At 60.7% G+C, this 20746-nt stretch carries 19 protein-coding genes; 6 read left to right on the forward strand and 13 right to left on the reverse strand.

All coding sequences use genetic code 11. The features are described 5' to 3' along the window. Positions 1-23: 23 nt before the first annotated feature. Both ACP7AJ_RS14780 and nhaA read left to right on the forward strand, forming a co-directional pair. The gene (locus ACP7AJ_RS14780) at positions 24-3758 is read left to right on the forward strand and encodes a metallophosphoesterase (RefSeq protein WP_426060983.1); all 3735 of its coding nucleotides are present in this window, start codon (positions 24-26) and stop codon (positions 3756-3758) included. An 85-nt stretch (positions 3759-3843) separates the two neighbouring features. Further along, positions 3844-5208: a Na+/H+ antiporter NhaA gene (gene nhaA, locus ACP7AJ_RS14785; RefSeq protein WP_426060984.1), complete on the forward strand. Its 1365-nt coding sequence runs from the start codon at positions 3844-3846 to the stop codon at positions 5206-5208. A 2-nt stretch (positions 5209-5210) separates the two neighbouring features. Here the strand turns inward: nhaA and ACP7AJ_RS14790 are convergent, their stop codons facing one another. The 9 genes from ACP7AJ_RS14790 to ACP7AJ_RS14830 all read right to left on the reverse strand — a co-directional run bounded on the left by ACP7AJ_RS14790 (position 5211) and on the right by ACP7AJ_RS14830 (position 13776). Then, on the reverse strand, positions 5211-5582 hold the full coding sequence (locus ACP7AJ_RS14790; protein WP_426060985.1) for a hypothetical protein: 372 nt from the start codon (positions 5580-5582) through the stop codon (positions 5211-5213). Positions 5583-5588: 6 nt separating this feature from the next. After that, complete coding sequence (locus tag ACP7AJ_RS14795) at positions 5589-5894, reverse strand: hypothetical protein (protein ID WP_426060986.1); 306 nt, start codon at positions 5892-5894, stop codon at positions 5589-5591. 225 nt (positions 5895-6119) lie between these two features. Continuing rightward, complete coding sequence (locus ACP7AJ_RS14800) at positions 6120-6401, reverse strand: hypothetical protein (RefSeq protein ID WP_426060987.1); 282 nt, start codon at positions 6399-6401, stop codon at positions 6120-6122. 118 nt (positions 6402-6519) lie between these two features. Next, positions 6520-7497: a DUF4249 domain-containing protein gene (locus tag ACP7AJ_RS14805; protein WP_426060988.1), complete on the reverse strand. Its 978-nt coding sequence runs from the start codon at positions 7495-7497 to the stop codon at positions 6520-6522. Positions 7498-7536: 39 nt separating this feature from the next. Next, positions 7537-9900: a TonB-dependent receptor gene (locus tag ACP7AJ_RS14810; RefSeq protein ID WP_426060989.1), complete on the reverse strand. Its 2364-nt coding sequence runs from the start codon at positions 9898-9900 to the stop codon at positions 7537-7539. Positions 9901-10145: 245 nt separating this feature from the next. Then, the gene (locus ACP7AJ_RS14815) at positions 10146-10841 is read right to left on the reverse strand and encodes an OmpH family outer membrane protein (RefSeq protein ID WP_426060990.1); all 696 of its coding nucleotides are present in this window, start codon (positions 10839-10841) and stop codon (positions 10146-10148) included. Positions 10842-10962: 121 nt separating this feature from the next. Beyond that, positions 10963-11922: a succinylglutamate desuccinylase/aspartoacylase family protein gene (locus tag ACP7AJ_RS14820; RefSeq protein WP_426060991.1), complete on the reverse strand. Its 960-nt coding sequence runs from the start codon at positions 11920-11922 to the stop codon at positions 10963-10965. Between the two features lie 259 nt (positions 11923-12181). Further along, entirely contained in the window at positions 12182-13132 is a 951-nt protein-coding gene (rimK, locus tag ACP7AJ_RS14825) for a 30S ribosomal protein S6--L-glutamate ligase (protein ID WP_426060992.1), read from the reverse strand. 161 nt (positions 13133-13293) lie between these two features. After that, positions 13294-13776, reverse strand: a complete 483-nt coding sequence (locus ACP7AJ_RS14830) for an ATP-dependent zinc protease (RefSeq protein ID WP_426060993.1) — start codon at positions 13774-13776, stop codon at positions 13294-13296. A gap of 88 nt (positions 13777-13864) precedes the next feature. Here ACP7AJ_RS14830 and ACP7AJ_RS14835 point away from each other — a divergent pair, with 88 nt between their 5' ends. Then, a complete protein-coding gene (locus tag ACP7AJ_RS14835) occupies positions 13865-15385 on the forward strand; it encodes an ArnT family glycosyltransferase (protein ID WP_426060994.1) in 1521 nt (506 codons plus the stop codon). Here ACP7AJ_RS14835 and ACP7AJ_RS14840 read toward each other — a convergent pair. Then, a complete protein-coding gene (locus ACP7AJ_RS14840; RefSeq protein WP_426060995.1) occupies positions 15382-16359 on the reverse strand; it encodes a glycosyltransferase family 2 protein in 978 nt (325 codons plus the stop codon). The two genes, ACP7AJ_RS14835 and ACP7AJ_RS14840, sit on opposite strands and share 4 nt — an antisense overlap. A 93-nt stretch (positions 16360-16452) precedes the next feature. Here ACP7AJ_RS14840 and ACP7AJ_RS14845 point away from each other — a divergent pair, with 93 nt between their 5' ends. After that, positions 16453-17664: a glycosyltransferase family 87 protein gene (locus ACP7AJ_RS14845; protein WP_426060996.1), complete on the forward strand. Its 1212-nt coding sequence runs from the start codon at positions 16453-16455 to the stop codon at positions 17662-17664. 24 nt (positions 17665-17688) lie between these two features. On the opposite strand, the gene ACP7AJ_RS14850 is transcribed toward ACP7AJ_RS14845, so the two are convergent. Continuing rightward, a complete protein-coding gene (locus ACP7AJ_RS14850; RefSeq protein WP_426060997.1) occupies positions 17689-18030 on the reverse strand; it encodes a 2TM domain-containing protein in 342 nt (113 codons plus the stop codon). Positions 18031-18210: 180 nt separating this feature from the next. Here ACP7AJ_RS14850 and ACP7AJ_RS14855 point away from each other — a divergent pair, with 180 nt between their 5' ends. Beyond that, positions 18211-18852, forward strand: coding sequence for an O-acetyl-ADP-ribose deacetylase (locus ACP7AJ_RS14855; protein ID WP_426060998.1), 642 nt, complete (start codon positions 18211-18213; stop codon positions 18850-18852). On the opposite strand, the gene ACP7AJ_RS14860 is transcribed toward ACP7AJ_RS14855, so the two are convergent. Further along, complete coding sequence (locus tag ACP7AJ_RS14860) at positions 18763-19383, reverse strand: hypothetical protein (RefSeq protein WP_426060999.1); 621 nt, start codon at positions 19381-19383, stop codon at positions 18763-18765. The genes ACP7AJ_RS14855 and ACP7AJ_RS14860 overlap by 90 nt on opposite strands. 139 nt (positions 19384-19522) lie before the next feature. Then, complete coding sequence (locus tag ACP7AJ_RS14865; RefSeq protein ID WP_426061000.1) at positions 19523-20398, reverse strand: 4-hydroxy-3-methylbut-2-enyl diphosphate reductase; 876 nt, start codon at positions 20396-20398, stop codon at positions 19523-19525. Positions 20399-20573: 175 nt separating this feature from the next. Between ACP7AJ_RS14865 and ACP7AJ_RS14870 the strand changes: the two genes are divergently transcribed. Then, positions 20574-20717: a hypothetical protein gene (locus ACP7AJ_RS14870; RefSeq protein WP_426061001.1), complete on the forward strand. Its 144-nt coding sequence runs from the start codon at positions 20574-20576 to the stop codon at positions 20715-20717. Positions 20718-20746: the final 29 nt, after the last annotated feature.

Below are 20746 nucleotides of genomic sequence, written 5' to 3' on the forward strand. Positions count from 1 at the left end.
CTCAAGACACTAAGAAAAGAAGCATGATAAAACCCATACGCCTGCTGACCCTGCTGTTGCTGCTGCTGTCTACGGCTTGTGTGAAGCGCATATACTACGGGCCCGAAGCCGGAAACTGGCGAAGCTCGGCGGCGCCGGACTCCACCAAGCTGGCTTACACGGTTTACCTGCTCGGCGATGCCGGTGCGCCCAAAACCGACCCGCCCGAGCCGGCCCTGCGCCTGCTGAAGTCCCAGCTCGATGCCGACCCCAACAGCACGCTGGTGGTGCTTGGCGACAACCTCTACCACAAGGGGCTCTCGGCCGAAGGTGACCCCGGCCGCGCCGAAGACGAGCGCCGCCTCAATGGGCAGCTGTACGTTGCCCAACAGTACAAGGGCCGTGTATTCTTTGTGCCCGGCAACCACGACTGGGACTATTCCGGACCGCAGGGCCTAGTAAAAGTCCGGCGGCAGGAGCAGTACATCGAGCAGAAGCTGAACCGCGGCAACACCTTCGTGCCCGACAATGGCTGCCCCGGCCCCTTCGTGGAGCAGGTAAGTGGCGAAGTGTTGTTTATCGGCCTCGACACCGAGTGGTGGCTGCACAAGCACGAAAAGCCTTACGGCCTCAACAGCACCTGCAGCGCCGCTACCGAGGAAGAATTTCTGCGCCAGCTTGACCAAGCCCTGGCCCGGAACCGGGGCAAGCACATTGTGGTATCGGCCCACCACCCGCTTATGACCAATAGCAACCACGGTGGCTACTACTCGGTGATGGACCACATGTTTCCATTGCGGCTGATTCGCGACGGCCTCTATGTGCCGCTGCCGGTGATTGGGTCGCTGTACCCGTACTTCCGGCAGTTGGGCGGGGTCGACCAAGACCTGCCCCACTACCGCTACAAGCTGCTTTCGGAGCGGCTACAGGCCATTTTCCGGCGCTATGACAACGTGGTGTACACGGCCGGGCACGACCATAACCTGCAGCTTCACCAAACCGAAGCCCTTACGCACATCGTGAGCGGCTCGGGCTGCAAAACCAATCATATTGCCGAAGGCAACAATGCCACCTTCGTACACCGCGAAAAGGGCTTTGTCAGCATTCGCTACTACCAGAATGGTGAGTCCTGGGCGGAATTCTGGGCCCCCAACGGCGACGGGGCCACCGGCACCATGCACTACCGCGGCCTGCTACACAACCGCAACCCCAAAACGCCGCCGCCCGCCTGCGACGCCCCCACGCCGTCCGCCGCGCAGCCCACGGCCCTGGCCGATGCCAGCCGCAAACCTTACCCCCTGGCCGGCACCCTGCTCAAAAGCAGCTACCGCCAGGCCTGGCTAACGCCCATCACCCTGCCCGTTCTCAATCTAACCACTGCCCAGGGGGGGCTTACGCCTTTCGGAATCAGCACCGAAGAGGATAGATTTCTGTTGCGCCTACGCAGCGGGGAGGGCCACGAATACAGCTTCCGGCCGTATCGGCGCAATGCGCTGGGCACCGCGCCCGAACGCTACGGCCGCGCCCTCAAGCTCTCGCTGCCCACCAAAGCAGAGCAAACTTGGCTGCCCTCGCAGCACCCCTACGCGCCGCTGGTGGTAGGGGCGCTGGAGCGGGCGGCCGGCCTGCTCAGCACCGCGCCCCAATTGCTGCGGCTGCCCGATGCCGAATGCCTCGAGCCCTACCGGCAGCAGTTTGGCGGGCAGCCCGGCTTTCTGGAACCCGATGCCCGCGAGTACCAGCAGGAAAAGCTGCCCGGCATCCCGGGCGTGATGCAGGAAATAAACTACACCAGCCTGATTCAGCAGCTCGAGCGCAGCCCCGCGCACCGCGTTGATGCGCGCGCCTTCGCCACCATGCGCCTGCTCGATATGCTGGTGGGCGACTGGGACCGCCACGAGCGGCAATACGAGTGGGTTATTTTTAAGCAGGGCGCGCAAACCATCTACCGCCCGCTGGCCAAAGACCGCGACAACGCCTTTTTCCTTTTCAATGGCCTGGTGCCCCGGCTGGTATCCAGCAGCTGGGGCATCCGCGAGCTGCAGCACTTCGGCCCCGAAATCCGCAACATCAAAAGCCTCAACTACGCTGCCCGGCAGCTCGACCGCCGCCTCCTCGGCAGCCTCCGCCCCGCCGACTGGAAAGCCTTGGCCGACAGCCTCCAGCAGCGCCTGCCCGACCCTGTGCTACAAGCCGCCCTGCGCCGCATGCCGCCCGAGGTATACGCCCTGCACGGGCCCGAAATCCTGGCCAAGCTTCAGGCCCGGCGCGCCCAGCTTTCGCAGGTGGCCGAAGCCTACGGCAAACTCCTGGCCCGCTACACCGACGTGTACGGCAGCAACCTGGCCGAGCGGTTTGAAGTCGAGCGCCGGGCCGATGGCAGCACCGTGGTGGCAGTGCACCTGGCCGGCGCCCCGGCCGGGCAGGCCCCCTTTTACTACCGCACCTTCCGGCCCGATGAAACCGACGAAATCCGGCTTTATGGCTTGCAGGGGCGCGATGTGTACAACATCAGCGGCACCGCGGGCAGTCGGATAAAAGTGCGCGTGGTAGCCTACCAGGAAAAGGGAAGCTACCAGTACGGCGACACCTCCCGCACCCGCAGCTACACCCTCGAAAACACCATTCAGGACAAGCGCATCCTCGACAACACCACCGACACCAACACCGACTTTGCCGCCGGCGACCTCATTAACAGCCCGGCGTCCGACCGCTTCGACTACACTAAGCTGAGTCCCTCTGTCGATGCCCAGTTTAACTCGGCCGATGGCTGGGTGGTGAGCGCCGGGGTGCGGTACATTCCCTACAAGTTTCGTAGCAGCCCCTACGGCGCTTCGCACCGCCTGCAGTACCAGCAGTTCTTCGGCAACAACGTGGGGCGCTTCTCCTACGATGGCGAAATCAAGAACGTGGCCTTCGACCTGGACTTTATCGGTCAGGCCTGGGCTTTCGCGCCGGTCTACAAAATGCCCTTCCGCGGCTACGGGCACCCGCCAGCGGGCGAAGCGGCCGCGCCGGCTACCCAGGCGGCCTTTGGCAACTCCTACGCTTCGGCAGCCCTACAAAAGCCGTTTGCCTCGTTTTTTGCCGTAGGCGGCGGCCTGCTCTACGAGCATTTTAATCTGCGCGAAACCCGCAACCCCGAACTACGCTCGCGCCTACCCGAAGGCCAGGGCGCCGGTTTCGGCCCCCGCAACTACCTCGGCGCGCTGCTCTACTTCCGCAGCAGCGTGAAAGACAACGAGCACAACCCCACGCGCGGCCTGGTGATGAATGCGCAGGGCAGCTGGCGCCAGGGTCTCAACAGCGAAACCGGCCGCTACGGCCGCTATCAGTACGAAGTGCGCTACTACATGAGCCCCGACCTGCCGCTGCAACTCACGTTTGCGGGCCGGCTGGGCGGCGGCCTCAACACCGGCCGCTACGCCTTCTACCAAAGCAACATGGTGGGCGGCGGCCTGCTGCCTGACTTCAGCCAGACCGTGCGCGGCTACGCTCACACCCGCCTGCTCGGCGACCGCAGCCTCTACGCCAACCTCGAAATGCGGGTGTCGCTGCTCACGTCCCGCCTCTACATTTTCCCCAGCCAGCTCGGGCTTCTCGGCCTCTACGACGCTGGCAACGTCTGGACGCGGCAGCAGCCCGGCCGAGGCCCCTGGCTTAGCGCCTATGGCGGCGGCGCCTGGCTGGCCCTGGCCAACCGACTGGTGCTTTCGGCCACGGTGGCCAGTTCGTCGGAGGGCCGTTACTACAACCTCCAACACGGCTTTTTCTTCTGAGGCCAGGCGACTGAGTTGCCCACTGCATCCGGCCGCCACCACGGCCTTGCCGTACACTTGAATTCGCTTATTTCTTGCTCTTGATATGATAATTGCCAAAATCGTCCGTCCACTGATTCGCCCGTTCGTTGAGTTTTTTCGCCTGTCGGCGGCGGGCGGCATAGTCCTGATGATAAGCGCCGTGTTGGCCCTCATCCTGGCCAACATCGACTGGGGGCCGGCCCGCTACTTCCCGGCTATCTGGAGCGAGCACCTGCGCCTCACTTTCTTCGGGGTAGACCTGGACGAGAGCTTGCTGCACTGGATAAACGACGGACTGATGGCCATCTTCTTTCTCATAGTGGGCCTGGAAATCAAGCGGGAAGTCACCAACGGGGAGCTGTCGTCGATGCGGCAGGCCGCCTTGCCCCTAGCCGGCGCCATCGGCGGCATGGTGGTGCCGGCTTTGCTGTATGTGCTCCTGAACCGGGGCACACCGACGGCCGGCGGCTGGGGCATTCCCATGGCCACCGACATCGCCTTCGCCCTGGCCGTGCTGCAGCTGCTGGGACCGCGCATCCCACTGGCGGTGAAGCTGTTTCTGACCGCGCTGGCCATTGTCGACGACCTGGGCGCGGTCATGGTCATTGCCGGTTTCTACACCCGCGAGCTGCACCTCAACTACCTCTACCTGGGTCTGGGCACCTGGGGTATTCTGCTGCTCTTCAACTGGATGGGGGCCCGCAGCTTGTGGGTGTACCTGCCGCTGGGCATCGTGCTGTGGTACTTCACCCTGGAGTCGGGCGTGCACGCCACGCTGGCGGGCGTGCTGTTGGCGGTTACCATTCCTGGCAACATCCGCTACAGCCGGCCCGAGCTGCTGACCATGATTGAAGAGCGACTGGCCTTGCTGAAAGCAGAGTTTAACACCACCGAAGGCGACCCGGCCACCATTGGCGAGGAGCTGGAGTTTTTATCGGAAGCCATTAGCTCCCCCGCTCAGAAGCTGGAGCAACGCCTGCACGGCGTGGTGGCATTCGGCATCATCCCCCTCTTCGCCTTTGCCAACACCAGCCTCGCCCTCGACGCTGCCGTATTTGGCGAGCTGGCCTCGCCGCTGGCGCTGGGCATCATTCTGGGATTGGTGGTGGGCAAGCCCCTGGGCGTCGGAGCGATGGCCTGGGGCGCCGTACGCCTGGGCTGGGCCTCCCTGCCCAAGGGCGTGCTGTGGCGGCACATCTGGGGGGCGGGCATGCTGTCGGGCATTGGCTTCACCATGTCACTGTTCATCACGCTGCTGGCGTTGGGCGAGAACTCGCCCGGCGAAGCCGTAGCCAAGCTGGCCATTCTGCTGGCATCGCTGGTAGCGGGCACGGCGGGGTACCTGCTTCTGCGCAGCACCCCCAAGCCCATTGAAGCCGAAGAAGAGGATGCCAAGGCCGAAGCGGCCACCGTTGTGCAGCACCCCTGAGCTTAGCCCGGGCGGTTGAGCCACTGGCGAAACGCCAGAGTGCCCAAGGCGTACGCCACCACATCGAACGGGTCGCCCACGGCCGTAGCCGAGAAATACGGCAGAATGGCTTCGAAGAAAACTGAAACGTAGGCCCAGGCAGCCAGCAGCCACAGGTCGGGCAGCACAAAGGCCCGCGACTTCGCCACCATGCGCCGTTGCGCGGCCAGGGCCAGGCTGAGCATGACGGGCATGGCCGCCAAGTCGCCCAGGTAGCTGGTGAGCAACGCGGGCATGGGCCAATGCAGCACGTACCGGTTGAGCTGGTAGGCCACGTACAAAAGCACGGAGACTACAAACAACGGATGTCGAAATTCGGGCCAGGGTTTACGCATACAATCTTATCCCGCTACCACGGCCACTACCCAAACAATAAAAGAAAGGATGGCGGCAAATGCCAGTTGTCCGCCCCGCACAATTGTCTTAAAAAAGCGTTTTATCGGGCCATCTTCCGGGTTGATTTCCATCAGCACCACGGAGGGCATTTTCTGATTGGCGAGCTTCTCCCGCGCCACGGCGCTTTTCTGTGCCTGTGGGTCGAGCAGTTCGCCGCAGTGCTCGCAGCGGTCGTTGGGACTCTGCTGCCAAATGGACCATTGATGGCAATTCGGGCACTTCTTCGAAGCAAGTGGAGGTGACTCTGACATACCATTAGGTACGTGCAATTGGGCCAGGTGTTCAAAATCTCACCACTTTACAAGGCCCCTAGCAGATGCAGTAAGCTACAGTTATATCTCCCATTCAGCATTTTAAACCAGTAGCACTTCTGCTATTGGCACAGCTTTGCACCAACAGCTTTCCCGCTATTTTCTCATAAAAAAAGCTCCGCTACCGGGTAGCAGAGCTTTTCAGAACTAACTGGTTTTTTAGCCTCACCAACGGCCAAAACGGCGACCCCGTGGACCATAGTAAGGCCGAGGAGGATAATAAGCCCGGGGCGCACAATACGGAGCGGGCACTACTACCACGGGCGGCGGCACGACATATACCACCCTGGGCCGAGGCGGGTAGTACTGGGGGCCATAATACAGCCGGGGCGGTGGGCCATAGTAGCCGCCGTGTACTACCACCACCTGCGCCCGGGCCACGCCCCGCCCCCCCAACGAAGCCAGAAGCAGCACGGCCAGCACCATCAGAAACGAGCGAGTTTTCATCGTAACAAGCTGATTAAGTGAAACCAAGGTTTTTACTGTTTCTGACAGCGCGAAGTTGCTCGGGTTTAATGAACGGTGCTTCCTCCTTCAGCCAGATGAGCCCGACTATGCACAACCGCTAGAGGCGGATACGATACATGACATCGGCCGCGCCGCCAAACAAGCCGTACCCGTTACGCACGTTGGAAACTAGCGGAGCAGGCTCGGCGAAGGGGTTTCCGTCGCTGTCGAAATAGCGGCGGCGCGACAGGTAGAAGTTGTAAGCATCGGCCGTGATGCTGACAATGTGCACCTCGATGAAGGCAGGCGAAGAGCAACTGCCTTGGAAGCAATGATTAAATAAGCGTACGTCGCTCCTCAGGGTAATGCGCTGCCCGCTTACATCGGTGTCGGCAAAGGGATAAATACTGTATTGCCCTTGCTGCCGTGGGCTCGAAAGCTGAAACTGTCCAATGGATGCGCCAATGTCGCTGTCGAAGTCTTCGTACACACCTGCCCCATTATCCCCGGGCCGCCCTTGCTGGTCGAGCACGTGGGCAAAGGCCAGGTAGTAGTTGGCCACGGCGGGGTCGTCGCGCAGCACCACGGTCAGGCGGCCGCGATTGTCGTTGGCGTTCCCGCCCGGCGCGGTGGTGCGGGGCGTGTAGGTGGCACTTTCCACCACCACTGGCGCGGGCATGGTGAGGGTGCTCTCAACGGTTTCCAGGCCGGGCAGGGCGGCGCGCAAGGTATAGGTTTGGCCAGGCTGGGGCTGGAAACCAAGCACGGGGCGGTAGTAACCCTGATAGTAACCAGTGCCTCTCACCCCGCTCAGGGGCCGGTAGCGCTCCACCACGCTGCCGCTGGTGTTGCGCAGCTCCACGGTGGCATCCTTGCGTCCGGTTAGCTCCCGGGTGTCGAACACGCGCTGGCTGTTGCTTATGTAGAGTTGGCGGCCGGAATACAACTCCTGAAAAGAAGAGTCTTGGGGGGCCGTGGTCAGGGTATAAAGCAGCGACACGCGCGGCGTGTGCGGCGGCTCGGGCAGGTCTACGGTGGTTTCGCAGCCGGCTAGGGCGGCGGCAGCCAGCAGCAGCGTTAAGGAGATGTACTTCATGCAAAGGGCGGGAATACCTGGAATGACTTTCGCCCGGAATTAAAACCGGAACGTCTTGCTAAAAGATGGCAGAATGGGAAACAGCGACACTTGCCGGTAGCTCAGTTCGTCGCTGCCCTGCCCCCGGCCCAGGTAAATGAAATAAGGATTGCGGCGGTTGTAGGCGTTGTACACGCTGAAGCTGTTCACGATTTCGCCCCAACGCTTTTTCTTGGTTTTGCTCAGGTCCAGGTCGAGGCGGTGGTAGGGGGCCATGCGGTAGCTGTTGCGCGAGCCGTAGTCCTCAAACGCCTCGAATGGCCCCAGCTGGTAGCGGCCCTGCGAGAGCGTGGTGGCGTTGCCGCTGCCGTACACGGCCGTGCCCGAGAGCGTGAGCGTGGGGCTGAACTCGTGAATGACCACCAGCTTGAGGTCGTGCCGCCGGTCGTACTTGTAGGGAAAGGTTTGGCCCTGGTTCAGCTCCGCGAAGCGGCGGGTGCTCCAGGCCAGCGTGTAGCCCAGCCAGCCGGTGGTGCGGCCCGATTTCTTCTGCACAAACACCTCACCGCCGTAGGCCAAGCCATTGCCGCTCGTGATTTTGCTTTCGTAGTTGTCGTCGGACGTCCCCACGAAATCAGCGCCCTCGCGGAACTCAATCAGGTTCTGCATGGGCTTGTAGTAGGTCTCGAAGCTCAGCTCGTAGTCCTCGTCCTTGAAGCGCAGGTTGCGGGCCACCCCGGCGCTCACTTGCTGGGCGCGCTGGGGCTTGATTTTGGCCGTGGCAGGCACCCACAGGTCGGTGGGCAGGCCAATGCCGCTGTTGGTGAGCAGGTGAATAAACTGCGTGGTGCGGGCGTAGGAGGCTTTCAGCGACCAGTCTTCCGTGAGTAAATAGCGTGCGGCCAGGCGCGGCTCCAGCGAGGGGTACAGCTTTTTATCAACCAGGAAGTTATTGAAGCGTGCCCCGATGTTCACCTTCAGGCGGTCTGTCACCTTAACGTCGTCCTCCCCGTAAATGCTGGCTTCGTCGGCGTAGATACGGCGGCCCAGCACCTGGTTTTGCGCAGGGTCGACGCTGCCACTCGTTTGCAAGGCGCCGGGCCGGAACAGGTGCCGGATGTATTGCCCCCCAAAACGTATGTAGTGGTTGGGATTGGGCAAGTAGTCGAAGTCTGACTTCACGCTCAAGTCCTGGATGTTGGACAGGTAAGTGAGGGCGTTCTTGTCGGTTTGCAACTGATTGTTGCTATTAAGAAACCGGTCTTCACTTTCGATGCCCACGCTGAACTGGTAGCGGGTGTAGGTGAAGTGGGTGTTCACGAACAGCCGGTCGTTTATCACGCGGTTCCAGCGCAGGGCGGCGGTGCGGTTGCCCCAGCCCAGGGCGCTGGTTTGCTTGTAGTATTGGCCCTGTTCGCGCTTGGTTTCGTCGTCGGCATAAAATTCATCGTAGCCGCTGTAGCCGCTCAGGTAGAGGCGGTCGCGGGCACTCACCTTCCAGTTCAGCTTGCCGTTGAGGTCGTAGAAATAGTAGCCGGCAGTTAATCCATCTGTCTGCGCCAGTATGAAAGGCCGGGCTAGAATGTCGATGTAGGTGCGGCGAGCCGAGAAGATGAACGAGGCCGTGTCCTTCTTGATGGGACCTTCCAGCGTGAGGCGCGACGCAATGATGCCAATGGCGCCCTCCCCGTGAAACTTCTGCATGTTGCCCTCCTTCATCGTGATGTCGACCACCGACGACAGCCGCCCGCCATACCGCGCCGGAAAGCCACCCTTAATCAGCTCCACATTCTTGATGGCGTCGGCGTTGAACACCGAGAAAAAGCCGAACAGGTGCGAGGCGTTGTATACCGGCGTGCCGTCGAGCAGCAGCAGGTTCTGGTCGGGCGAGCCGCCGCGCACATACAGGCCGCTTTGCCCCTCCCCGCCGGCTTGCACACCGGGCAGCAGCTGAAGCACCTTCAGCACATCGGTTTCGCCAAACAGCGCGGGCAGCAGCTTTATCTGAGCCACCGGTACGTTGATAGTGCCCATGCGGGTGCTTTCGGCCAGCTTTTCCTCGCGGGTTCCCACCACTTCCACGCCCGCCAGCTCGGCCGACGAGGCCTTCAGGCGGAAGTCGTGCGTGAAGCTGCGCTCGGCTTTTTGGGCCAGGCGCTGCCGCTCGTAGCCCAGCGACGACACCAGCAGGCGCACCGAGTCGGTGCTTACGGGCAGCGTGAGAGAATAAAACCCGAAAGGGTTGGTGGTGGTGCCCTGTCCACTGGCTGGGTGCACCACGGCCACGCCAGGCAGGCTTTCGCCGGTGGCACCATCGCGCACGTACCCGCTGATGGTGAAGCGACCGGTCGGCTGGGCTTGGGCAGCAGCAGGCTGTGCCAGCCACACGCAGCTGAGCAGGGCTATTCGTAAAGGTATTTTCATGCAGAAAGGATAGGCAGTAAAGCCACCGAAGCCGGATAGGCACAGGCATCGCCCCAACGTCAGAAGGGGATTTTATGGAAGAGGTAATTCCCTGGCGTATGGTTGTATGGACAGCATAAAAAAAGAACGTCATGCCGAGTAAAACACAGCATGACGTTCTTTAGACCTGACGTCTTTCTTACCTGGCGCTCAGCGCATCGAGCCCGTTATGGCTGCAAAAACTCCACAGGAGGCTTTGCTAACGGCTACTTCTTATACTCCGAATTCAGGTACGCCAGCACGGGCGTGGTAATATCGAGGTCCTTCTGGCCGTAGGCAATGGTGCCGCTGGGGGCAGCAATCAGAATCAGCTTGTAGCCCTTGGCTTTGCCATAGGCCTCCACCTTCTTGTTCACGCTTTCCAGCACTTTTTGGGTCAGCTTGGCTTCTTCCTCCTGGGCCTGGGCCTGGAGCTGCTGCTGCTTCTGGCCTACCTGCTGCTGCTGCTCCTGCAGCTTCTGCTCGGAGGCAGCGCGCTGCTCCGCCGACAGGGTCGGGGCTTGCTTCTGGTAGGCTTCCACGGCAGATTTGAAGCTGGTCAGCATAGCTTGGTTCTCGCGCTCCCAGCCACGGGCTTTGCTTTCAAACGCCTTGCGGGCGTCCTTCATGCCCTGGTAGCCGTCGAGCATCTTGCTCGACTCCACGTAGGCAATTTTGCCCTCCATGCTGGCCGCGGGGGCAGTGGCAACGGGCGCAGGGCTGGCCGCGGGGGAGGTGGTTACAGTCTCCTCGGTGGGGGCGGCAGTTTCGGCCGTGTTCAGGTCGGGCGAAGCCATAACGGCCATCGATTTATCAGTAGCAATGGCTGGCGCTACGGGCCGGTTGCTGAAATGCAGGAAGTACAGCACAGCCACAGCCAGCAGCAGCACAACATTAAAGGTTAACTGAACGGGGTTTTTCATTGACAAGTGAAGATGAGGAAAGGACAAAAGTAGGGAACGGCGCCGGGCCATGGATAGTACCTGCCATTTACCCTCGCGCAATTATTTATATTAACTACGGGAAGTCCGTCGCAGCCCCCACCTACTCTGGCACCGCAATATGCAGCAGCGCGTCGCCCTGGTTCACCACGGGCATGTGGTTGAGCCCAATAACGTAGCCGCTCACCGGCGACTCCAGCCGCACCGACTGCTGCCCGTAAGGGTCAGCCACTGAGCCGTAGATGTCGCCTTTCTTTAGGTACTGCCCGTTTTCGACCTGGGCCCGGAAGATGCCCGCAAAGCGCGCCCGCAGCCACGTGTGCCGCCGGCACACAATGCCCGGCCGCGACGGCACCGGCGCGGGCGGCCCCATGCCCAGGTGGTGCAGCACCCGCAGCGTGCCAGCCAGCGCGCCCTCTATTCCGGGCTCGTCGAGCCGCAAGCTTTCCCCGGTTTCGTATACAATGATGCGCTTGCCCAAGCTCTGCGCCGCCTCCCGCAGCGAACCCAGCCGCAGGGCCGCATGCAGCGTGAAAGGCGCTGCGAAGGCTTCGGCCATGGCGTCCACTTCCGGGTCCACGCCCAGCAGGCAGCGCACCTGCGGGAAGTTGGCCCGCGCCGCGCCGCCGGTATGAAAATCAATGCCGTAATCAATCAGGGGCATAATTTCGCGCATGAAACGGTGCGCTACCCGGCTGGCCAACGACCCGCGCGGAAACCCCGGAAACGAGCGGTTCACGTCCTTGCCATCGGGCACGTCGCGGCTGAAATTCAGAAATCCGTAAATATTAAGAATGGGAATGGCTATGATGCTGCCCCGCAGCGGCTGCAGCAGCTCGCGCCGTACCAGTCGCCGAATGGTTTCGATGCCGTTCACTTCGTCGCCATGCATACCGCCCATTAGCAGCAGCGTAGGGCCGGGCTCATTAGAGCGCATCACGTGCACCGGCACATCAATCACCGTGCCCGAGGGCAGCCGGGAAATCACAAGCCGCGTAAGCACTTGCTCGCCAGGCTGAATGGTGAGGCCGTTGAGATGAAACGGAGGAATAACTGGCGGCATGGGCCGGCAATGTTACGGGATAGTTATGAAACCGAAGTGGTATCGCCGTGCTCCGCTCAACGAACCATTCCCCTCCTCAGATGAGGAGGGGACGCTGGCGCGAAGCGTCAGCTGGGGTGGTTGAAGTCGTTGAACAATGCCTGAACGATTCTGCTGCGAGTCGTTCGGGTGTCGTGCACGAGTTCAACCACCCCCGTTCGAGCCAATGGCTCGAACATCCCCTCCTCTTCTGAGGAGGGGGAGTTTATCAAGCAGATATTTACTGCACGCCGGGCATATCCGACTGCACGTCGACTTGCTCGTGCTCCTTCTTGGCCTTGGGCTTTCTTTCTTTTTTGACTGCCAAGTGCGCCGTGTACTCGATGATGCGGCCGGCGATGTCCTGTTTGGTGGCTTTTTCGATGCCTTCCAGGCCAGGCGAGGAGTTTACTTCGAGCACCAGCGGGCCGCGCTTGCTTTGCAGCATGTCGACCCCCGCTATGCCCAGGCCCAGGGCTTTGGTGGCCAGCAGGGCCGCGGCTTTTTCGGCGCGGGTGAGCTTCACAAGGGTGCCGCTGCCGCCGCGGTGCAGGTTCGAGCGGAATTCGCCTTCCTTGCCCTGCCGCTTCATGGCGCCCACCACTTCGCCGTCGACCACGAAGGCACGGAGGTCGGCGCCCTTGCTTTCGGCAATAAATTCCTGCACAATGATGCGGGCCTTGAGGTTGTGGAACGCTTCAATCACCGACTGCGCCGCTTTGGCCGACTCGGCCAGTACCACGCCCAGGCCCTGCGTGCCTTCCAGCAGCTTGATGATGACGGGCGCGCCGCCCACCTGGTTTATCATGGCCGGCACGTCTTCGGAGTAGTTGGTGAAGGCAGTTTTGGGCATGCCCACACCGGCGCGGCTCAGAATCTGCATCGAGCGGAGCTTGTCGCGGGAGCGCACAATGGCCTGGCTTTCCACGGCGGTGCGCACCTTCATCATCTCAAACTGCCGCACCACGGCCGTGCCGTAGAAGGTGACCGAAGCCCCGATGCGCGGAATGATGGCGTCGAAGTCCTCAAGCCGTTGGCCCTTGTAAATGATGCCCGGCTTGCCTTTCTCCAGCACTAGGTTGCAGTGCAAATGGTCGACAACCATGGCTTCGTGGCCCCGCGCGGAGGCAGCTTCCACCAGCCGCTGGGTGGAGTACGATTTCGGCTCACGCGAAAGAATGGCCAGTTTCATCTGGTGGAGTAATGGAATGATGGGTAAAGCGGGGAGCGGGGTGTACGAGGATAGGCGGAGATAAGCCGAAGCGACGCGGTATTAAGCGAAAATGGCGGGCGCCCGGGGCACTCACCCTTTGCCTCGTCCCTGTAGCCGCGCCCTCAAAGCACCAAATTTAGTTAGCGGCGCGCACGGCGGGCAGCGGCACGAGCCAAAGTTTTATAAGAAAGATTACGTTTCGCTACGTCTACCACAAAGCGGCCTTGCCGCAACAGGCTGCGCCCCAGCAGCACAGGATACTTCATATCGGACCGGTCGGACAAGGAAAATTCAGCTTCAAAATCTTCCCCGTACAACTGCACCACCGTCCGGATGACGTACCGCTCCTGCACCTCGCCGTTGGACGAACGGATGTCGCGCAGCACAAAATCGGTAAACGTCAGGGGTTGGCCGTCGGTGCCTGCGTGGCCGGGGTCGAGTAGATGAACCACCAGCTTGGGCGGTTGTTCGGCGTTCTGTTGAATGTGGATGTTGCTGCAGTGAATGGCGCTGGTATAAGCCCCGGTGTCCACCTTGGCTTCCACGCTGCCCAGCGCGAAGGCGGGGAAGTCGACTAGTTCGCGGCGTCCGAGCACGCGCTTGGGCAGACGGGGTATGGGCATAGAGCGAAGTAGAGCAGAGCTTGGCCTGAGAAACAAATGTACCCCAAACCGCCGGTTACCTTTGCCCGCCCGATTTGCGCTTATTTTCATGACCCTGACCACTTCTCTGTTTACCGGGCGCCTACCCCGCTGGTTCTGGCCCGTGCTGCTGGGCCTCAACCTGGCCCTGCACGTGCCCTTCTTCCGGCTGCCGCCTAACAGCGCCCACGTGTGGCGGCAGTGCAACACCATGGCCGTGGCCCGCAACCTGTACGAAGAAGGCATGAACCCCCTGCGCCCCAGCGTAGACCGCCGTCTCGACACCAACGGCGTGACCGGCGCCAACTTCCCGTCGTACGAATGGCTGGTGGCCGGCAGCTACCGCCTGCTGGGCTTCGACGAAAGCCTGCCCCGAATAATCAACTGGTTCATTTACATGCTGGGCGTGTGGGCCTTTTATGCGCTGGTGCGGCGCATCAGCGGGGCCGACTGGCTGGGCGGCATTGCCGCTTGGTGCCTGGCCTGGAGCCCCGAAATGTACTTCCACGGCATCAATGCCTTGCCTGATGTGTTGGCCCTCACCGCCTCGCTGCTGGGGCTGTGGGCATTTGTGCGCTGGCGAGACACCCGCCGCCCCCTCCTGCTGGCCCTGAGCATGGTGGCCACGGCCCTGGGCGGCCTCACCAAGCTGCAGTTCCTGATTGTGGGCTTTCCAATGGCCGTGCTGGTGCTGCGCGATGCGCTGGAGCGGCGGCTTAGCCTGCGCGACTGGCTGCTGCTGGCGGGCTACGCCGCCGTCACGGTCACGCTGCCACTAGCTTGGTACGTCTATGCCGATTACCTCATCAAAACCAGCGGGCTCGCCGATTTTGGGCTGCTCATCCGCCCCGAAACCGACCCTGCCGTAGCCTTCCCCATCATCAAGCGCAACCTGATATCGGACTGGCCCGAGGTGCTGCTTGGCTACGGGGCGCTGGTGCTGCTGGTGGTGGGCCTGGTGCGCCTGGTGCGGCAGGCCCCCACCCGCCACCCCTGGTTTTTGCCGGGGCTGGCGTGGGCCGGGGCGCTGCTGGCCTACTACCTGCTGGAACTGCACCAAATGCAGTTTCACCTCTACTATCAGATTCCGCTGCTGCCGGTGCTGCTGCTACTGGCCACCTGGGGCGCCGCCTGGCTGGCCCGGCACCCCAAGGGCCGGCCGTGGCTGCTGCTGTTCCTGCTGGTGCAGCCGGTGTGGGCGTTTGTGCGCATCGGCTGGCTGCGCTGGGCCACCGGCGACCCGGACATCCCCACCGAGTTGTATGCGCCCGCCACCCGGGCGGCCCTCACAGCGGCCACGCCCGCCGGGGCCCTGTGCGTGGTGGGCCCCGATGAGTCAGGGTGCAAGATGTTTTACTTCCTCCACAAAAAAGGCTTTGGCTTTGATACTCCCCAGCAGCTGGCCGGCCCGGCGTCGGACAGTAGCACCCGCCCCTACCTCGACGCCTGCGTGGCCCGCGGCGCCCGCTTTCTCTACACCAACGACACCACCACGCTGAGCAGCCCCACGGTGCGGCCCTACCTCGGGCGGCAGGTAGCCCGCGTGGGCCAGTTCCAGGTGTGGGCGCTGCAGCCCGCCCAGCTGGATTAGCTAGCGGACACGGCGGGCGGGGTGATGTTGGTATCGGCCACGAGGTAGAGCGGCCGCTGGCGCACGTTGGCCGACAAGCGGGCTATGTACTCGCCTATGATGCCCACGGCAATGAGCTGCACGCCTCCCAAAAACAGAATGCTCACCATGAGCGAGGCCCAGCCCGGCTCGTAGTCATGCGACACAAAGCGCGAGTACAGCGTGTATAGCATCACCAAAAAGGCCACGCCCGACACCACAAAGCCACTTAGGGTAGCCGCTTTCAGGGGCGCGTCGGAAAAGCCGGTGATGCCGTCCAGGGCCAAGCGAATCATCTTGCGGTAGGTGTAGCCGGTTTCGCCGCCGGCCCGCTCGGCCCGGTCGTACTCCACGTAGGTCTGCCGGTAGCCTATCCAAGAAATCTGGCCTCGCAAAAACTTGTTTTGCTCCGGCATCATTTTCAATCCCTCCACCACTTTGCGCGAAATGATGCGAAAGTCGCCAGTATCCACCGGAATGGAGATATTGGTGATGCTGGCCAGGATGCGGTAGAACAGCCGGGCCGTAAATTTCTTGGCCGCGCTTTCGCCCTGCCGCGAGCGGCGCTTGGCATACACCACCTCGTAGCCGGTCAGCAGCTTGGCATGCAGGTCGTGAATAAGCTCGGGCGGGTCCTGCAGGTCGGCGTCGATGATGACTACGGCGTCGCCAGTGGCCGCGTCCAGGCCGGCCGTCACGGCAATTTGGTGGCCGAAGTTGCGGCTCAGGTCAATGTAGCGCACGTGCTGGTCGCGGTCGGCCAGGGCCAGCAGCAGGGCCAGCGACTGGTCGCGCGAGCCGTCGTTCACAAAAATCAACTCGTAGCTCACCGGCCGGGGCATGGTTTCCAGCACGTGGCGCAGGCGCTGGTGCAAGGCCCCGATGTTGGCTTCTTCGTTGTAGATGGGAATGACAACCGATATATCCACGGGCGAGACGGGTAGGTAAGAACTCAAAACCAACCGGCTTTGACTAAGCAAAAGTAGGGCGAACCATTCAACGCCAGGGCAGCACACCTACCTTTGCAGCCTCATTTTACTGCCCCTTCTGTGCCCAACTTTGCCCTCCGTCTCCGGACGTACCTGCTCAATCCTTACGTGCTGGGCGCGGTCTATGCCGTGCTCACCGTCATCATCTCGGTGCAGCACTACCTCAAAGGCCCGGGCTCCTACAACAACTACCTGATTTTCGTTAAGCCCTTCTTCAACCTGCTGGCCGAGAAAAACCTCTACCTCGAGTACCCCGATTACTATTACGACACCTACAAATACAGCCCCACCTTTGCCCTGTTCATGGGCCCGCTGGCGCTAATTCCGGCTTGGCTGGGTCTCATGATTTGGAACGTGGTGAACAGCGCGGTGTTCTACTTCGCCGCCCGCCGAATGTTTCCGGACACTCGCCGCCAAGCCATTTTCCTGCTGCTTGTATTCTTCGACGTGCTCACGGCCCTGCACAACTCGCAAGCCAACTGCCTGCTCGCCGGCCTGATGATGTGGACCTACGTGCACCTTAAAGACCAGCGCGCGGCACTGGCGGGCCTGTGCTTAGCTCTGGCGGCGTTCATCAAGGTATACGGCATTGCCGTGGGACTGCTGTTTCTGTTTTACCCTGGCTTTTGGCGCAACACGTTGTGGGCCGCTGCCTGGATGGTGGTGCTGGCCTTCATGCCGCTGCTGGTGGTTTCCTGGCCGGCCTTCCTCATGATTTACAAGGGCTGGTACGACATTGTGCGGGAATCGGCCACGGGCATTCAGCTCTCGGTTATCGGCATTCTGCAGAGCTGGTTTGGTTTCCCGCTGCAGTACAAAGGCATTGTGCAGGCGCTTGGCATGGGCCTGCTGCTGCTGCCTCTTGTGCGGTGGCGCTCCTGGTCCAAGCCCGACTACCAGCGTCTCTACTTGTGCTCGCTGCTCATCTTCGTGGTCATATTCAACCAGATGGCTGAGTCGCCCACGTTCATCATTGCCGTCACGGGCTTTATGCTCTGGTTTATATACTACGGTCGCTACATGCGGCTGGGCTGGCCGCTGTTCTGGTTTGCCTTCATCTTTACCTCAATCTCGTCAACCGACCTGATGCCTTCCTACATCCGGGAAACCTACCTGGACGTGTACAAGATGAAAGCGGTGCCGATGGTGGTGGCCTGGTTGGTTATTCAGGTCCAGTTGCTGCTGCTTGCCTGGCACCGGTCCCAGGTTAGCGAGGAGCTGACGGCATCGGACACGTCTTACTTGGCCAGCGAAGGCACGATGACGCGCTAGTAGCAGCCGCGTTTTGGGCAGTGCTTAAGTACGAGGCTCACTGGCCCCGCCTGCCTGCCCACGCAGCAGCCGCTCGTATTCCCGCTGAGTGCGTTGCTCGTAGTTGAAGCCTCCATAGGCCGCAACTCCGCGTCCTACCAACCCCATTCCCCAGAAAAACGACACAAATACCGGCCAGGGAAAGAACCGGTCGTAATGCGAAGAAATCAGGGCCCAGACGGTCCACAGTCCAGCATTCACCAAGTTGTACGTGAGCAAAGCGGCTTTGAATTTGGTGCGGGATTTTGCTTTCTGCCAAAGGAAGGGGTTGCGGTTCAGGGGTTCTATGAGCGTGGGGGTTAGTGGTTGTTTGAAGTTGATGGTCAAAACTACCTTCCTACCCAGGCGACCACAATTTGCTACTGCCGAAGCGTCATTTGACCAAGCCCGGGCAGCAATTGAGGCCGCTGAAACGTAAGTCTCGGGGCTCGCTTTTCTAGCTAAGCCCGTTCATAGGGGTATTTGCGACCATTTTTGTGGTCGTATCCTTCCCACCTCACACCTGCCATGCACCTTGCTATATCCTCCCGCATTCAAGTCGTTCAAGGCGATATCACCAAGCAGCAGGCCGACGCCATTGTCAACGCAGCCAACTCCAGCCTGCTCGGCGGTGGCGGAGTAGACGGGGCCATTCACCGCGCGGGTGGCCCCGCCATTTTGGAAGACTGCCAAAAAATCCGGGCCCGCCAAGGCGGGTGCAAAACGGGCGAGGCTGTCATCACCACCGGCGGGCGCCTGCTGGCAACCCACGTCATCCACACCGTTGGGCCCGTGTGGAACGGCGGCAACAAGGGCGAGCCCGAACTCTTAGCCGGTTGCTACCGCAATTGCCTAGCCTTAGCGTCCGAGCATCGGTTAGCTACGGTAGCTTTTCCGGGCATCAGCACCGGGATTTATGGCTACCCTAAAAAAAAGAAGCAGCAACTATTGCCATCCGCGAAGTGCAGCAATGGCTTGCGGAGCACGAGTTTCCTAAAAAAGCAGTTTTTGTGGCGTTTGATGGCGAAAGCCAGCGGCTGTACGAGCAGGAATTGTATTCGGAACCGCCGCGGTGACCTGTCAGGGTTTGGCTGTGGCGTTGGCCTGGCCCTCGTTGTAGGCCATCACCAAGGCTACCATGTCGCGGTAGCGAAGCTCCTGGTTGGTTAGGGCCGCCACTACCGCCGGCTCGTCCTTAAAATATTCTGTCAGCTGAGGGATGAAATTATTGCGCGACACCTCCACTAGTTCTCCTTGTCGGCGCAGGTACCAGTGCCGTTTCGGATACACGGTGTAACTGTTAGTGTACATGTTGGGGCCACTTTCCGAAATGCGTTTGGTTTTAGTGTAATTGAACAACTCCACGGGCCCGTTGACCAGCCGGGCGCCCAGAATGTGCTGCCGCTTGCCCTTCAACATCAGGTGTTCAAAGTAATAACCATTGGCTTGAATGGTCTGCACCTTGTCCACGCTGATGTTGAGCGGCACGCTTCCAAACTTATCGATGTCCTCCTTACGTCTAAAAAAGGGCAGCAAATCGGCAAATCCGGGCGAACTCAACGGAACATACACCTCGTGCGTTTTGCCGTCGGGGCCGGTGACGGTGGCTTTCGTAAACTCGAAGGTTTGCGTGAAATCATACCCCACGTTGAAGTCAACATCTTCCCAAACACCCGCTAAGCCGTGTTTGGCTGGTGACACCGTTTGAGCAGCTGCTGGCAGCCAATTACTGCCCAAAACTATCACAATACAAATGCTAATAAAGGTAACTTGGCGCATCTTTTCTGGCTAAATTTTCCAGCAAGATACCGCCTCTAATGACCTACTTAAAAAGGCCTTATTAGGCCACTACCCCCTGCACCCGCTCCGCTACCTGCTGCATCAGCCACAGCGGAGTGCTGGTGGCACCGCAAATCCCCACTGTTTCGGCCCCTACCAACCATTCATCGTCTATCTCTGATTCGTTTTCGATGAAATAGCTGCGCGGATTCACCGCATTTACGACCGAAAACAACGCCTTGCCATTCGAGCTCTTGCGGCCGCTCACAAACAGCACCACGTCGTACTCGGCGGCAAATTTATTGAGGGCCGGCTCGCGGTTGCTTACCTGCCGGCAAATGCTGTCGTTGGCATCGAAGCTGTCAAGCTCGCCGCCGGCCGCCGCGATGCGGGCTTCCATCAGGGCCTTCATCTTGTAAAAGCCGGCCGTGCTTTTGGTGGTTTGGCTAAAAAGCGTGACTGGGCGGGCAAAGTCAATCTGGTCCAGGTCGGCCTCGTTCATCACAATGATGGCGCGGTTGCCGGTCTGCCCGGTGAGGCCGGCTACTTCGGCGTGCCCGGGCTGGCCGTAAATCACAATTTGGCCGTTCTGGCGCTGGCTCAGGTCGAAGGCGTGCTTCACGCGGTTTTGCAGCTTCAGCACCACCGGGCAGCTGGCGTCAATCAGCTCCAGGTTGTTTTGCAAGGCTAGCTGATAAGTTTCCGGCGGCTCGCCGTGAGCCCGAATAAGCACCTTGCAGTCGTGCAGATTGGCCAGCTGTTCCCGGTCAATAATGCGCAGGCCCTGCTGATGCAGGCGCTCAACCTCCATGCGGTTGTGCACGATATCGCCCAGGCAGTAGAGTTGCTGACCCTGGGCCAATTCGTCTTCGGCCATCTGAATGGCGAATTCTACGCCGAAACAGTAGCCGGAATTTTTATCTATCGTGACGTTCATGCTGAGAGTATAACACGGCGCGGCGCCATGGGGTTCGCCGGGACAAAGGTACGGCCTTGCCGCAGCGCACTCAGCAAAAGGAAAGCCAATGTTCCTCTTTTTCGCTTCACGGCAGCAGGACTTTACAAGTCCTCTCCGCTGCCCGAAGTACATTTGCTACTTCGCTTAACTACTTATGAAAACTAAGCACGCGCTTATGCTATTGGCCGCCGGCACCGTGTTTGGTATGGTGGCATTAGTATTTAAAATAGCCCGCTGGGCGGGTGGCGACCAGCTCGTGTTTACGGCCTTAATTTTACTGGGGAGCGGCTTCGTATAGCACTGACAATAAAGCTATTATCTCATTTC

Origin of the sequence: Hymenobacter sp. B1770, assembly GCF_049896385.1 — a bacterium.
Lineage (GTDB): Bacteria > Bacteroidota > Bacteroidia > Cytophagales > Hymenobacteraceae > Hymenobacter.